At 60.1% G+C, this 13,506-nt stretch carries 12 protein-coding genes; 3 read left to right on the plus strand and 9 right to left on the minus strand.

The window, feature by feature from the left end:
* Positions 1-43 precede the first annotated feature (43 nt).
* Genes USG84_RS01035 through USG84_RS01045 form a run of 3 tightly spaced genes read right to left on the minus strand, consistent with a single transcriptional unit; the run spans position 44 to position 3,002 of the window.
* The gene (locus tag USG84_RS01035) at positions 44-1,006 is read right to left on the minus strand and encodes a lysylphosphatidylglycerol synthase domain-containing protein (RefSeq protein ID WP_151412766.1); all 963 of its coding nucleotides are present in this window, start codon (positions 1,004-1,006) and stop codon (positions 44-46) included.
* Positions 1,006-2,244 (minus strand): cardiolipin synthase ClsB, encoded by a 1,239-nt coding sequence (gene clsB, locus USG84_RS01040; protein ID WP_045259955.1) that lies wholly within the window; start codon positions 2,242-2,244, stop codon positions 1,006-1,008. The genes USG84_RS01035 and clsB overlap by 1 nt, the downstream gene beginning before the upstream one ends.
* The gene (locus USG84_RS01045; protein WP_151412767.1) at positions 2,241-3,002 is read right to left on the minus strand and encodes an endonuclease/exonuclease/phosphatase family protein; all 762 of its coding nucleotides are present in this window, start codon (positions 3,000-3,002) and stop codon (positions 2,241-2,243) included. The genes clsB and USG84_RS01045 overlap by 4 nt, the downstream gene beginning before the upstream one ends.
* A gap of 133 nt (positions 3,003-3,135) precedes the next feature.
* Here USG84_RS01045 and USG84_RS01050 point away from each other — a divergent pair, with 133 nt between their 5' ends.
* Positions 3,136-3,546, plus strand: a complete 411-nt coding sequence (locus tag USG84_RS01050; protein WP_115874544.1) for a YbhQ family protein — start codon at positions 3,136-3,138, stop codon at positions 3,544-3,546.
* Here the strand turns inward: USG84_RS01050 and USG84_RS01055 are convergent.
* Genes USG84_RS01055 through cecR form a run of 5 tightly spaced genes read right to left on the minus strand, consistent with a single transcriptional unit; the run spans position 3,508 to position 9,148 of the window.
* A complete protein-coding gene (locus USG84_RS01055; protein WP_253541296.1) occupies positions 3,508-4,614 on the minus strand; it encodes an ABC transporter permease in 1,107 nt (368 codons plus the stop codon). The two genes, USG84_RS01050 and USG84_RS01055, sit on opposite strands and share 39 nt — an antisense overlap.
* Positions 4,615-4,623: 9 nt before the next feature.
* Complete coding sequence (locus tag USG84_RS01060; RefSeq protein WP_151412768.1) at positions 4,624-5,757, minus strand: ABC transporter permease; 1,134 nt, start codon at positions 5,755-5,757, stop codon at positions 4,624-4,626.
* Positions 5,747-7,486, minus strand: coding sequence for an ATP-binding cassette domain-containing protein (locus USG84_RS01065; protein WP_151412769.1), 1,740 nt, complete (start codon positions 7,484-7,486; stop codon positions 5,747-5,749). Before USG84_RS01065 ends, USG84_RS01060 begins: the two co-directional genes overlap by 11 nt.
* Complete coding sequence (hlyD, locus tag USG84_RS01070; RefSeq protein WP_151412770.1) at positions 7,479-8,474, minus strand: secretion protein HlyD; 996 nt, start codon at positions 8,472-8,474, stop codon at positions 7,479-7,481. The genes USG84_RS01065 and hlyD overlap by 8 nt, the downstream gene beginning before the upstream one ends.
* Complete coding sequence (cecR, locus tag USG84_RS01075; RefSeq protein ID WP_151412771.1) at positions 8,471-9,148, minus strand: transcriptional regulator CecR; 678 nt, start codon at positions 9,146-9,148, stop codon at positions 8,471-8,473. Before cecR ends, hlyD begins: the two co-directional genes overlap by 4 nt.
* 205 nt (positions 9,149-9,353) lie before the next feature.
* On the opposite strand from cecR, the gene rhlE reads away from it, so the two are divergent.
* Together rhlE and dinG are read left to right on the plus strand one after the other, a co-directional pair.
* A complete protein-coding gene (rhlE, locus tag USG84_RS01080) occupies positions 9,354-10,736 on the plus strand; it encodes an ATP-dependent RNA helicase RhlE (RefSeq protein WP_151412772.1) in 1,383 nt (460 codons plus the stop codon).
* Between the two features lie 97 nt (positions 10,737-10,833).
* Entirely contained in the window at positions 10,834-13,011 is a 2,178-nt protein-coding gene (gene dinG, locus USG84_RS01085) for an ATP-dependent DNA helicase DinG (RefSeq protein WP_320738106.1), read from the plus strand.
* Here the strand turns inward: dinG and USG84_RS01090 are convergent.
* Positions 12,998-13,501, minus strand: coding sequence for a fimbrial protein (locus tag USG84_RS01090; RefSeq protein WP_151412773.1), 504 nt, complete (start codon positions 13,499-13,501; stop codon positions 12,998-13,000). The two genes, dinG and USG84_RS01090, sit on opposite strands and share 14 nt — an antisense overlap.
* Positions 13,502-13,506: the final 5 nt, after the last annotated feature.

Below are 13,506 nucleotides of genomic sequence, written 5' to 3' on the forward strand. Positions count from 1 at the left end.
AACCCTCTCCCCTTTGGGGAGAGGGCCGGGGTGAGGGGGCCGTTTATTTCGCCATCGCCTTCTCGTTCTTCGCCCTCAGCTTCTTCGCCCGGCTCTCCAGCACCAGATAGCAGACCGTTGCCAGCGCCAGCGGCAGGAAATAATAGAGCATGCGGTAGGCGAGCAGAGCGGCAATAATCGTCCCTTGTGAAACATGTTCTCCGGCCAGCAGCGCGATAAATACCGCTTCCAGCACCCCAATCCCCGCCGGGATATGCACGATAACCCCGGCGATACTGCTCACCAGCAGCACGCCCAGCACGAAGAAGTAATTCACGTCCTCTCCAATCAACAGCCAGATGATTGCCCCCATCGCCATCCAGTTGGCGCTGGATACCGCCATCTGCAGCACCGCGAACTTCCACGACGGCAGGACCAGTTTCTGCCCTTTAATGGTCATATGGCGACGCTTAGCAAAGGCGCAGGCCCACAGATACACGGCGATAATCAGCAGCAGCACGACGCCGAGAATGCGCAGCGTGGCTTCGTCGATATACCAGTGCGCGGGCAGCTGCACCACGCCAATGGTGAAAATCACCCCGCCGAGCAGAATATAGCCCAGCCAGTTGGTGGTGATGCTTAGTGAGAAAATACGCGTGATGGTCCCACCCGGCAGGCCAAGCCGCGAGTACAGGCGATAGCGCATGCCAATCCCCCCGACCCAGGTGCTCAGCGTCAGGTTAAAGGCGTAGCAGATAAACGACACCAGCATCACCTGACGTTTAGCCAGCTTGTGGCCGCAGTAGGCGCGCCCGAGCAGGTCATAGCAGCCGTACATCAGGTAGCTGATGACAACCAGCCCTGCGGCGCCCAGCAGCACCAGCCGGTTATAGTTGCGGATAGCCTTCCACACCTCCTCCCAGTCCACTTTCTGAGCGTACACCACCAGCAGTACCGCGACCGCAATGAAGAACACCCAGGTGAGGATTTTTTTTGCCAGCCGCCAGCGAGGATGAGATTTTGACATCAGGGTTTGCCTCCATCTTCCGCTTCAACGCGGTCCTGGGTTTCCATTTCAGGTTGTACCGGCGGATCCACCTGCGCCAGCTTCGGCGTATGCGCTGGCAGCCAGCCGACCATCGCCGGGAAGTGGCGCAGGAAGTGGAACACCACCACGCCGATGCCAACGTTCCACCAGCTCCGTTTCGGCACCATGGATTCATCCACCCGCACGCAGTCCTTATGGATAAGCCCCTGAAGGTTATCGCGCAGGGTCTGGTTAAACTGACGGTCATGGATGATCAGGTTCGCTTCCAGGTTAAGCGACAGGCTCAGCGGATCGAGGTTACTGGAGCCGACGGTTGCCCAGTGGTCATCCATGACGGCCACTTTGCCGTGCAGCGGCCGGCGGCGGTATTCATATATCTGCACGCCGCTTTTCACCAGGTAGCGGTAGAGCAGGCGGGCGCCCACCTTCACAATCGGCATATCCGGCTCGCCCTGCACAATCAGTTTAACGCTCACGCCGCGTCGGGCCGCGTTGCGCATGGCGTGCAGAATACGGTAGCCGGGGAAGAAATAGGCGTTGGCGATAATCACTTCGCGCTTCGCATTGGCCAGCATCTTCAGGTAATGACGTTCAATGTCGTCCCGATGCTCCTCGTTGTCCCGCCAGACAAACAGGGCCTGCGCTTCGCCGGGCTTGCGGTTCTCTTCCGGGCGATGACGGCGTCGCCACCAGCGGCGAGCGGCCTCTTTACCGGGCAAGTTTTCCAGCACGAACAGCTGAATGTCCTGAACCACCGGTCCCTCAATGCGGATCGCGTAGTCCTGCTTGGCCTCCGGGCCGTAATCCGACATATGCTCGGCGGAGTAGTTAATGCCGCCCACGAACGCCACCGTTTCGTCCACCACCACGATTTTGCGATGCATGCGGCGGAACAGGTTGGTTCGCATGCCGAACAGGCGCGGACCGGGATCGTAGTAACGGAACACCACGCCAGCGGCGGTGAGCTCGTTAACAAATTCATCGCTAAGATCCGGCGAGCCATACCCGTCGAGCAGGGCCTCGATTTTTATCCCGCGCCGGGCGGCATGCAGCAGTACGCTGTGCAACTGCCTGCCAACGTCGTCTTCAAACCAGATAAACGTTTCAAGGTAGACTTTCTGCTGTGCGTGGCTAATCGCCTCAAAGACCGCCGGATAAAAGTTATCGCCGTTTTCCAGCAGCGTAATACGGTTACCTTCCTGCCATGTGCATTTCATAAGTGGATCTCCGCGCTCAGCGGGGCATGGTCGGAAAGATGTCGCCAGTTCAGTAACGCCAGCGCCGTCGGGCTGCTGGCATGCGCATTTTTCACGTAGATGCGGTCCAGGCGCAGCAGGGGAAAGCGCACGGGAAACGTCCGTGCGGGACGACCATGTGCCCGGGTGAAAATTTCCTCCAGCCCCGCATTCACCTTCAGAGGGTGGTTGGCACGTTGCCGCCAGTCGTTAAAATCTCCGGCCACCACCACGGGTTCGCCCTCCGGCAGCGCATTGGTCCAGTCAGCCAGCATCTCCAGCTGCGCCTGACGGTGGGCTTCACGCAGTCCGAGGTGAACGCAGCCCACGTGAACGGGAACGTCAAGATCCGGCGGCGTAATGCGGCAGTAAAGCAGCCCGCGCTTTTCGCTCTCCCCGACGGAAACGTCCCGGTTCTCATAATGTTCGATAGGAAAACGCGACAGCACCGCATTACCGTGATGGCCTTCCGGATAGACCGCGTTGCGGCCGTAAGCGTAATCGCTCCACATGGTGTCGGCCAGAAATTCATAGTGTGGCGTATCGGGCCAGTTTTCGAAATGCATGGGGTGTACCTCGTGCGCGCCCATCACCTCCTGCAGGCAGACAATGTCCGCGCTGACGGTGCGTACCGCGTCGCGCAGCTCCGGTAAAATGAAGCGGCGGTTAAATGCTGTGAAGCCCTTATGAATGTTAATCGTCAGCACCTTAAGCGAGAAATGCTGCGTTTTTTTGCTCATAAACACCTTCCTGGGTGACTATCCAGATGAAAATAAAGTGTAGTCGGCGTCACAAAAAGATGCGGCGTTACGGAATTTTCCGTAAAGTGCGGTAGTCTGATTAAGCAGAGAAAAATCCTTCAGGAGAGAAGCCATGAAGTGGCAACAACGTGTTCGTGTCGCAACCGGTTTGAGTTGCTGGCAGATAATGTTGCATTTACTGGTCGTGGCCGTACTGGTGATGGGCTGGATGAGCGGCACGCTGGTGCGTGTTGGCTTAGGGCTATGCGTCCTCTATGGCGTCACCGTGCTGTCGATGCTGTTCTTACAGCGCCACCATGAAGCGCGCTGGCGCGAGGTAGGTGATGTGCTCGAAGAGCTCACCACCACCTGGTACTTTGGTGCCGCGATGATCGTGCTTTGGCTGCTGTCACGCGTGCTGCAAAACAACCTGCTGCTGGCCCTGGCGGGTCTGGCAATCCTTGCAGGGCCAGCGGTAGTGTCGCTGCTCACCAAAGAGAAAAAGCTACGCAATGTTGCGTCTAAACATCGCATAGGCCACTGAGCCCGTCGTGGCCGCTATGACCAGTAGCGGCCACAAACTGCCCCAGACAATGTCCAGACTCGCATCCTTCAGATAGATCTGCTTGGTGATATCCGTAAAGTGTCGAATCGGGTTTATCCACGTTAAATCCTGCAGCCACACCGGCATGTTCTCGACGGGTGAAACGTACCCGGAGAGCAGAATCGCCGGCATCATAAAGACGAATACCCCTATGAAAGCCTGCTGCTGCGTGGAGCAGAGCGCCGAAATCAGCAGCCCAAACCCCACCAGCGACAGCCCGTAAATCACCATCGTGAAGTAAAACAGCGCCAGCGATCCGGCAAACGGGATCTGGTAAGCAAATATCCCGACGCCGAGCACGATGGTGGCCTGGAACGTCGCGACGATCAGCGCCGGCACCGCTTTGCCGACGAAAATCTGCCAGGTGGCGAGCGGGGAGACCAGCAGCTGATCCAGCGTGCCCTGCTCGCGTTCGCGGGCAACGGAAAGGGAAGTCACGATCATCACTCCGATGGTGGTGATCATGGCGATCAGCGACGGCACCACAAACCACTTGTAGTCCAGATTCGGGTTGTACCAGTTTCGCACCACCAGCTCGCTGTTGTTGGGCTTCGGTTTGCCCTCCATCAGCTCCTGCTGATAATCCTTCACCACCTGCTGCAGGTAGTTGGCCGCTATCTGGGCGCTGTTGGAGTTGCGCCCGTCGAGGATCAGCTGCATCGGCGCGGTCTGGAAGGTATCCAGGTTGCGGGAGAAATCCGCCGGGAAGCGCACCAGCAGCAGCGCTTTTTGCGTGTCGATGGTGGGCTGGATCTCCTGCGGGCTTTTCAGCAGCAGGATGTGGGTAAAAGCCTTCGCCCGGGCGAAACGCTGCGTCAGCTCGACGGCGTGTTTGCCGTTGTCTTCGTTATAAATGGCAATGGTGGCGTTAGTGACCTCAAGGGTGGCGGCAAACGGGAACAGTAAAACCTGAAGCAGCACCGGCAGCACCAGAATGGCGCGGGTTTGCGGCTCGCGCAGCAGGGACTGCAGCTCTTTGCGGATCAGTGTCCATAAACGGTGAAACATGTGCGCTCCTTAATCCAGTCGCCGCTTGGTTTTCAGCCACGTCAACCCGATAAACATCACCGCCGACGCCATCAAAAACAGGGTGTTGATAATCAGCACCACCGGAATATTCCCCGCCAGGAACAGGCTCTGCAGCGTGCTCACGAAGTAGCGCGCCGGAATGATGTAGGTCACGGCGCGGATCACCGCCGGCATGCTGTCTATCTGGAAGATAAACCCGGAGAGCATAATTGACGGCAGGAAGGCGGCGTTTAGCGCCACCTGCGCGGCGTTAAACTGGTTGCGGGTGATGGTGGAGATGAGCAGCCCCATCCCCAGCGTGCTGAGTAAAAACAGGCTGGTGATAAAGAACAGCACGATCAGCGAGCCGCGGTACGGCACGCCGAGGATAAAAACCGCAACCAGCATGCAGAGCAGCATCGCCAGCATGCCGAGGAAGTAGTAGGGGATGAGCTTGCACAGCAGCAGCTCAACCCGCGTCACCTCGGTGGAGAGCAGCGCCTCCATGGTGCCGCGCTCCCACTCGCGGGCGATCACCAGCGAGGTCAGTATCGCGCCGATCACCGTCATGATGATGGTCACCGCGCCCGGGATAATAAAGTGCTGGCTGATGGCGGCGGGGTTAAACCAGTAGCGCGTCTGCACGTCAATGAGCGGTTCAAACGTCTCGCCCCGGTCTTCCGCGCGCTGCATCTGCCAGAGCTGCCAGATGCCCTCCGCGTAGCCCTGCACGAAGTTCGCGGTGTTCGGCTCGCTGCCGTCGGTAATCACCTGGATCGGCGCATCGGCGCCAGGTCGCGCCATGTTGGCGGCGAAATCCACCGGGATGACGATCAGGCCGCGAATTTTCCCGGCCTGCATTTTCTGGATCAGTTCCTGCCGGTTGTCGCTGACGGTGGCGTCAATATAGGGCGAGCCGGTCATGGCGTGGGTGAAGTCCAGCGCCTCTTCGCTCTGCTGCTCCAGCAGAATGCCGACCCGCAGCTTGCTGGAGTCGAGGTTAATGCCGTAGCCAAAGATAAACAGCAGCAGCAGGGGGATCACCACCGCAATCAGCCAGCTGCTGGGGTCGCGCACGATCTGCCGCGTCTCTTTGATACACAGCGCGCGCACCCGGCGCCAGGAAAGGGCACTACTGCGCATGGGCATTCTCCTTATCCCAGTCGTGGATGAGGGTGATAAACGCCTGCTCCATGGTCGGGTCTGGCTGTTCTTCGTCAGCGGCCTGTTCCTTCAGGTCGTCCGGCGTACCGTGGGCGATCAGCTTGCCGCGATACACCAGCCCGATGCGGTCGCAGTACTCCGCCTCGTCCATAAAGTGGGTGGTCACCATCACCGTCACCCCTTTTTCCACCATGCTGTTGATGTGCAGCCAGAATTCGCGGCGGGTAATGGGGTCAACGCCCGAGGTGGGCTCATCCAGAAACAGAATATCGGGCTCGTGCATCAGCGAGCAGGCCAGCGCCAGACGCTGCTTGAAGCCGAGCGGCAGCTCGTCGGTGGCGTGTGACGCAATATTCGTTAACCCGAAGGCGTCGCTCATGCGGCGGATTTTTTCATTCTGAGCCCGCCCGCGCAGGCCGTACACGCCGGAGAAAAAGCGCAGATTCTGCTCGACCGTCAGGTTGCCGTACAGCGAGAATTTCTGCGCCATATAGCCGAGATGCTGGCGCGCCTTGCCGGAGCTGACTTTCAGATCCATGTCCAGCACCAGCGCCTTGCCGGACGTCGGGACCAGCAGGCCGCACATCATTTTGAAGGTGGTCGATTTTCCCGCGCCGTTCGGCCCGAGCAGGCCAAATATCTCGCCGCGCTTCACGGCAAAATTGACGTTGTCGGTGGCGGCGAAATCCCCGAATTTTTTGGTCAGGGATTTGGCTTCGATCACCGTTTTGCCCGGCGTGCCTTCCACCGTGTGCAGGATCGCGCCAAGGGGCGATTCCGACGTGCCCGCACCGCCCAGCAGGTCGATAAACGCATCTTCAAAGCGCGGGGCGGTCTCGTCCATTTCAATTTCAGGCATGCCCGGCGCACGGCGAATATCGTCGACGGTGGCCTCTTTTTTGAGGATCGCGCGCACCGAGCGGCCCTGAATCATCCCGTCGCTCACCTGCGGCAGCTTTAGCACCCGCTGGAGCAGCCTGCGGTTAGACTCCTGCGGGCTGTGCAGCAGGAAGCTGCGCCCGGCCATGGTTTGCGTCAGCTCGGTCGGTTCACCCTGATAGAGCAGTTCGCCCTCGTTCATCAGCAGCACGTCCCGGCACTGCTCCGCTTCGTCGAGGTAGGAGGTGCTCCAGAGGATCAGCATCCCGTCGCCCGCCAGCTCGTGCACCATCTGCCACAGCTCGCGGCGGGAAATCGGGTCCACGCCGACGCCGGGCTCATCCAGCAGCAGCACCTTCGGCTCGCCCACCAGCGTGCAGGCCAGCCCCAGCTTCTGCTTCATCCCGCCGGAGAGCTTGCCCGCCAGCCGCCCGGTAAACGGGCCGAGGGAGGTGAACTCCAGCAGGCGGGCGAAGGTTTTCTGCCGGGCTTCACCGGTGACGCTGCGCAGGTCGGCGTACAGATTGAGGTTTTCCATCACCGTCAGATCTTCGTACAGGCCAAACTTCTGCGGCATATAGCCGAGCATGGCGTGGAGCGCGCCGTCGTCTTTAATCGGATCCAGACCAAGCACGCTGGCCGAGCCTTCATCCGGCTTCAGCAGCCCCGCCAGCATCCGCATCAGCGTGGTTTTGCCCGCGCCGTCCGGGCCGACCAGTCCGGTCACGTAGCCTTTCTGAATGGTGCAGTTCAGCGGCGCGACCGCCGGCTTGTCCATGCCCGCGAAGCGTTTGACCAGACCGTTGAGCTGGATAACCGCATCATTCATGACGTTCCCCGTCGCTTAAGGTCACGGTAACAGGCATGCCCTGACGCAGCGCGTCGTCCGCATCGGTGACGATGATGCGCAGGCGGTACACCAGGTCGGTACGCAGATCCGGCGTTTCAACGGTTTTCGGCGTGAATTCGGCGGTAGGGGAGACAAAGCCGACCTTGCCGTGATACGGCTTGTCCGGGCGGCCGTCGGTGTAGAGAAGCAGCTCGCGCCCCGGCTGCATCTGGCCGAGGTTTGGCTCGTCAATGTAGGCGCGCACCCAGACCGGACGGGTCAGGGAGAGCGTTAAGACGGTGCTGCCCGCGCTGAGCATGCTGCCCGGCTCCACCGCGCGGGTCATCAGCGTGCCGTCAGACGGGGCGGTTAAGGTGGTGTCGTGCAGATCCAGTTCCGCCTGAGCCAGCTGCGCCTGCGCCTGCTCAAGGCTGGCTTTCGCCTGGGCAATGTCCTGCTCGCGGTTACCGGAGCGGTACTGGCTTAATTTATCCTGCGCGGATTTCAGCGTCGCCTGCGCCTGGTCGCGGGATGACCGGGCGTTTTCCAGATCGTTGGCGGAAATGGTGCGGCTTTTCCACAGTCCCTGCTGGCGGTTATAGAAGTTCTGCGCGTAGTCGTAGGCGGCTTTGGCCTGCTTAACGGCGGCAGCGGCCTGGGCAATCTCTTCATCGCGATAGCCCGCCAGCATAAGGTCATACTGCGCCTGCGCGACGGAAACGCCGGCTTTGGCCTGCATCAGCGCGTTCTCAAAGGGGGCTTTATCCAGCATCCCCAGCGTCTGCCCGGCTTTGATGGTATCGCCTTCGTCAACGTTCAGCGAGGCGAGACGCCCGCCAACCCGGAAGCTCATATTCACAGTACGAATATCCACGTTACCGTACAGCGTCAGGCCCCGATCCTGCTGGCTCTGATACCACAGCCAGCCACCGATTCCCGCGGCAAGCAATACAATAACCACCAGAACGATGGCGACAGGTTTTTTCATGACTTCAGGCTCCTTTGCGTTAAGCCTTGCAGGATCAGATCGAGATGACAGGTGATGACCTGGCTAATCTGCGCGGCTTTATCCTCATCGAATTGTGTCCAGCCCGTGCGTAACAGGATGGTCTCACGCCCGAGACGGAAGGCGAGAATTTCGCCCAGCAGGGCGTGGGTATGCAAAATGGTGTCGGTATCGCTCGCGTCCCGTCCGGTGTAGGCGGCAATCAACCGGGTCAGATGGGTGTGCATCGGGGCAATCACCTGATCGTGTACCAGCTGGTAGGCGGCGGTGGGGGAGAGCTGCTCGCGGGAGATAAACTTGCTCAGGTTGAGCGTATCGTCGTGCGTCAGCAGGCGGATCATATTGTGACAGGCATTGAGAATAAGCTGCCTGATAGCGGTACGATCCGGCGTCGGCTGGCTCAGCAGCCCGCTGGCCTCCTCGACGTGCGGGCGAAAGTTAGTGCCGATAAAATCGGCAATCCACTGGGCGCAGGCGAGGTATAAATCCTCTTTTGAGCCAAAATAGTAGGTAATGGCCGCAATGTTTTGCCCGGCCTGGGCGGCGATATCCCGCGTGGTGGCATGCAGGCCATACTCGCCAAACTGCGCCAGCGCGGCGGCGATAAGCTGGCTTTTGGCCTGTTCACCTTTGGTTGTCGTCGGTGTCGTATTCATGGCAGTATTAAAAATTAATCAATCGATTGATTAAAATTATACCTGAATCGCTAATCCGTCGAGGGATACGACAGGGATATTTTATGCGCCACGTCACAAAAGCTGCTACACTCCGCTCCTTCGCGACATTGTGGTTTTTGTCCTTCTATTCGTGATATCTCCCTGAAAACTACACCTGTGATGGTCGGGGCGGTTCGGAGTTTTTATGTCTTTTGATTCCCTTGGCCTGAACCCGGAAATTCTGCGCGCGATCGCAGAGCAGGGCTACGTTGAGCCAACCCCTATCCAGCAGCAGGCTATTCCCGCCGTGCTTCAGGGCCGTGACCTGATGGCCAGCGCCCAGACCGGTACCGGTAAAACCGCGGGCTTTACGCTGCCGCTGTTAGAGCTGCTGGTAAAAAACCAGCCGCATGCCAAAGGCCGTCGTCCGGTGCGCGCGCTGATCCTCACCCCAACCCGCGAGCTGGCAGCCCAGATTGGCGAGAACGTGCGTGAGTACAGCCGCTACCTCAACATCCGCTCGCTGGTGGTTTTCGGTGGCGTGAGCATTAACCCGCAGATGATGAAGCTGCGCGGCGGCGTGGACGTGCTGGTGGCAACGCCGGGCCGTCTGCTGGATCTGGAACACCAGAACGCGGTGAAACTTGATAGCATTGAAATTCTGGTGCTGGACGAAGCCGACCGCATGCTCGACATGGGCTTCATCCACGATATTCGTCGCGTGCTGGCTAAGCTGCCGCCGCGTCGCCAGAACCTGCTCTTCTCCGCGACCTTCTCCGATGAGATCAAGGCGCTGGCGGAAAAGCTGCTGCATAACCCGCTGGAAGTGGAAGTAGCGCGCCGCAACACCGCCTCCGAGCAGGTGACGCAGCACGTTCACTTTGTGGATAAAAAGCGCAAGCGGGAGCTGCTCTCCCAGATGATCGGCCAGGGTAACTGGCAGCAGGTGCTGGTCTTCACCCGCACCAAGCACGGCGCGAACCACCTGGCGGAACAGCTGAATAAAGACGGCATCCGCAGCGCGGCGATCCACGGTAACAAGAGCCAGGGCGCGCGCACCCGCGCGCTCGCGGACTTCAAATCCGGCGACATCCGCGTGCTGGTGGCGACCGACATCGCTGCCCGCGGCCTCGATATTGAAGAGCTGCCGCACGTGGTGAACTACGAGCTGCCTAACGTCCCGGAAGATTATGTTCACCGTATCGGCCGTACCGGCCGTGCGGCGGCGACCGGTGAGGCGCTCTCTCTGGTCTGCGTGGACGAGCACAAGCTGCTGCGCGACATCGAACGTCTGCTGAAGAAAGAGATCCCGCGCATCGAAACCCCGGGCTACGAAGTGGACCCGTCCATCAAAGCCGAGCCGATTCAGAACGGTCGTCAGGGTGGCGGTCGCGGTCAGGGCGGCGGCGGTCGCGGCCAGCAGCCGCGTCGTGCCGAAGGCGGCGCGCCGAAGTCATCGGGCAAACCGCCGCGTCGTAACAGCGACGGCAAGCCGGCCGGTGAAATCCCGTGGCGCAGTGGGGAAGGGAAACCGGCAGGGGAAGGGCAGCGCCGACGCCGCCCGCGCAAACCTGCTAACCCGCAGTAATCTGGAAGCCCGGTCGTAAAGCCGGGCTTTTCTTTTTGCCGCAGCGAAGAGAAAGTGCCACAATAGTGGCTGTTTATACAGTATTTCAGGTTTTCCAATGGCTTTAACCGCGGCGCTGAAAGCGCAAATTGGCGCATGGTATAAGGCGCTACAACAGCAGATCCCCGATTTTATCCCCCGAGCGCCGCAGCGGCAGATGATTGCCGACGTGGCAAAAACGCTCGCCGGGGACGACGGGCGACATCTGGCGATTGAAGCCCCGACCGGCGTCGGGAAAACCTTGTCGTACCTCATTCCCGGCATCGCGATAGCGCGGGAGGAGGACAAAACGCTGGTGGTCAGCACCGCCAACGTGGCGCTGCAGGACCAGATCTTCAGCAAAGATTTACCCCTGCTGCGCAAAATCATCCCCGACCTGCGGTTTACCGCCGCCTTTGGACGCGGGCGCTACGTATGCCCGCGTAACCTGGCGGCGCTGGCCAGCAGCGAGCCCTCGCAGCAGGATCTGCTCGCCTTTTTGGATGATGAGCTGACGCCAAACAACAAGGCAGAGCAGGAGCAGTGCGCAAAGCTCAAAGCAGAACTCGACGGCTATAAGTGGGACGGGCTGCGGGATCACACCAGCCTGGCGATTAGCGACGACTTGTGGCGCAGGCTGAGCACCGATAAAGTGAGCTGCCTGAACCGCAACTGTCACTACTACCGCGAGTGCCCGTTCTTTGTCGCCCGGCGCGAGATCCAGGAAGCCGAAGTGGTTGTCGCCAACCACGCGCTGGTGATGGCCGCGCTGGAGAGTGAAGCAGTGCTGCCGGAGCCTAAAAACCTGCTGCTGGTGCTCGACGAAGGCCACCATCTGCCGGACGTGGCGCGGGACGCGCTGGAGATGAGCGCTGAAATTACGGCGCCGTGGTTCCGCCTGCAGCTCGATCTCTTCTGCAAGCTGGTGGCGACCTGCATGGAGCAGTTCCGCCCGAAAACCACGCCGCCGCTGGCGGTCCCTGAGCGGCTGAGCGAGCACTGCGAAGAGGTCTATAGCCTTATTTCGTCCCTGAACAACATCCTGAACCTCTATCTTCCCGCCGCCCAGGAAGCCGAACACCGCTTTGCGATGGGGGAGCTACCGGAAGAGGTGATGGAGATTTGCCAGCAGCTGGCAAAGCATCTGGAAAAGCTGCGCGGACTGGCGGAGATGTTCCTGAACGACCTCAGCGAGAAAACCGGCTCGCACGACGTGGTGCGCCTGCACCGCATCCTGCTGCAGATGAACCGCGCGCTGGGGATGTTCGAAGCGCAGAGCAAGCTCTGGCGGCTGGCCTCGATGGCGCAGGCCTCGGGCGCGCCGGTCACCAAATGGGCCACCCGCGAAGTGCGGGACGGGCAGGTGCACCTCTTTTTCCACTGCGTGGGCATCCGCGTGGCCGATCAGCTCGAAAAGCTCATCTGGCGCAGCGTGCCGCACGTGGTGGTCACCTCCGCGACCCTGCGCTCCCTGAACAGTTTCTCCAGGCTACAGGAGATGAGCGGCCTGAAGGAGAAAGCGGGCGACCGTTTTGTGGCGCTGGACTCGCCGTTTAACCACTGCGAGCAGGGCAAGCTGGTCATTCCGCGCATGAACTACGAGCCGCTTATCGACAACGAAGAGCAGCACATTGCCGAGATGGCGGCCTACTTCCGCGAGCAGGTCGAGAGCAAAAAATACCCCGGCATGCTGGTGCTGTTTGCCAGCGGGCGCGCGATGCAGCGTTTCCTCGAACACGTTACCGATCTGCGTTTACTCCTGCTGGTGCAGGGCGACCAGCCCCGTTACCGGCTGGTGGAAACCCACCGCAAGCGCATCGACAGCGGCGAGCGCAGCGTGCTGGTGGGGCTACAGTCGTTTGCCGAAGGTCTGGATCTGAAGGGTGACTACCTGACGCAGGTGCATATCCATAAAATCGCCTTCCCGCCCATCGACAGCCCGGTGGTGATCACCGAAGGCGAGTGGCTGAAAAGCCTTAACCGCTATCCGTTTGAGGTTCAGAGCCTGCCTGCGGCGTCGTTTAACCTGATTCAGCAGGTGGGGCGTCTTATTCGTAGCCACGGCTGCTGGGGCGAGGTGGTGATTTACGACAAGCGTCTGCTCACCAAAAACTACGGCCAGCGTTTGCTGAACGCGCTGCCTGTTTTCCCGATTGAACAGCCGGAGGTGCCGGAGGTAAAAAAACGCCCGGCAAAACTGACCGCCGGGCGTGGAAAAAGCATCCGTGCTAAGAGGCGCGGTCCTACTGGTAAGTGAAGGTCACCTGCACTACGCTGCTGAACGTGCCGGCGGTGACGGGCATGGCGGTGGCGTAATAGCGCGCGGAGAGCGGAAACGTCGCCGTGTGGTCGCTCGGGTTAATGGCGACGTTAAAGGCGGCCTGCGGGGCAATCAGTATTTTGTCCTGACGGTCTGCCAGCTCCAGCGCCAGCCCTTTTGCGCTGCCGATATTGGCGAATTTAGTCGGGTGTGTGCTGTCGGCCTGGCCGTAGAAAAAGGCCGTGGCGAGAGCAAGCGTGGCCGGGCAGTGCGACACAGAAAGGGAAAAGTCTTTCCACTCGCCGGTATCGCCCACGTCTTTAAAGCTGCCCGACACCGCCTGTCCCAGATCCACTGTCAGGTTTCGGCTGGCGCTGTCGATGACGCAGGTGTTGGCGTAAATATTCCCCGTCATCTGGATCTGAATATCGTCGGCGTGAGCCTGGGCGATCAGCCCCAGCGCCAGAATCGCAATGGTCTTTTTCATGTTGG

The organism is Enterobacter sp. 168J2, from assembly GCF_034107265.1.
Classification (GTDB): domain Bacteria; phylum Pseudomonadota; class Gammaproteobacteria; order Enterobacterales; family Enterobacteriaceae; genus Enterobacter; species Enterobacter nematophilus.

What these genes read in the sequence shown, in the direction of transcription:
- clsB (WP_045259955.1), bottom strand. Translation starts at nt 2,244, where the DNA reads ATGAAATGCACATGGCAGGAAGGTAACCGTATTACGCTGCTGGAAAAC.
- USG84_RS01035 (WP_151412766.1), bottom strand. Translation starts at nt 1,006, where the DNA reads ATGTCAAAATCTCATCCTCGCTGGCGGCTGGCAAAAAAAATCCTCACC.
- rhlE (WP_151412772.1), top strand. Translation starts at nt 9,354, where the DNA reads ATGTCTTTTGATTCCCTTGGCCTGAACCCGGAAATTCTGCGCGCGATC.
- dinG (WP_320738106.1), top strand. Translation starts at nt 10,834, where the DNA reads ATGGCTTTAACCGCGGCGCTGAAAGCGCAAATTGGCGCATGGTATAAG.
- USG84_RS01065 (WP_151412769.1), bottom strand. Translation starts at nt 7,486, where the DNA reads ATGAATGATGCGGTTATCCAGCTCAACGGTCTGGTCAAACGCTTCGCG.
- USG84_RS01060 (WP_151412768.1), bottom strand. Translation starts at nt 5,757, where the DNA reads ATGCGCAGTAGTGCCCTTTCCTGGCGCCGGGTGCGCGCGCTGTGTATC.
- cecR (WP_151412771.1), bottom strand. Translation starts at nt 9,148, where the DNA reads ATGAATACGACACCGACGACAACCAAAGGTGAACAGGCCAAAAGCCAG.
- USG84_RS01050 (WP_115874544.1), top strand. Translation starts at nt 3,136, where the DNA reads ATGAAGTGGCAACAACGTGTTCGTGTCGCAACCGGTTTGAGTTGCTGG.
- USG84_RS01055 (WP_253541296.1), bottom strand. Translation starts at nt 4,614, where the DNA reads ATGTTTCACCGTTTATGGACACTGATCCGCAAAGAGCTGCAGTCCCTG.
- USG84_RS01045 (WP_151412767.1), bottom strand. Translation starts at nt 3,002, where the DNA reads ATGAGCAAAAAAACGCAGCATTTCTCGCTTAAGGTGCTGACGATTAAC.
- hlyD (WP_151412770.1), bottom strand. Translation starts at nt 8,474, where the DNA reads ATGAAAAAACCTGTCGCCATCGTTCTGGTGGTTATTGTATTGCTTGCC.
- USG84_RS01090 (WP_151412773.1), bottom strand. Translation starts at nt 13,501, where the DNA reads ATGAAAAAGACCATTGCGATTCTGGCGCTGGGGCTGATCGCCCAGGCT.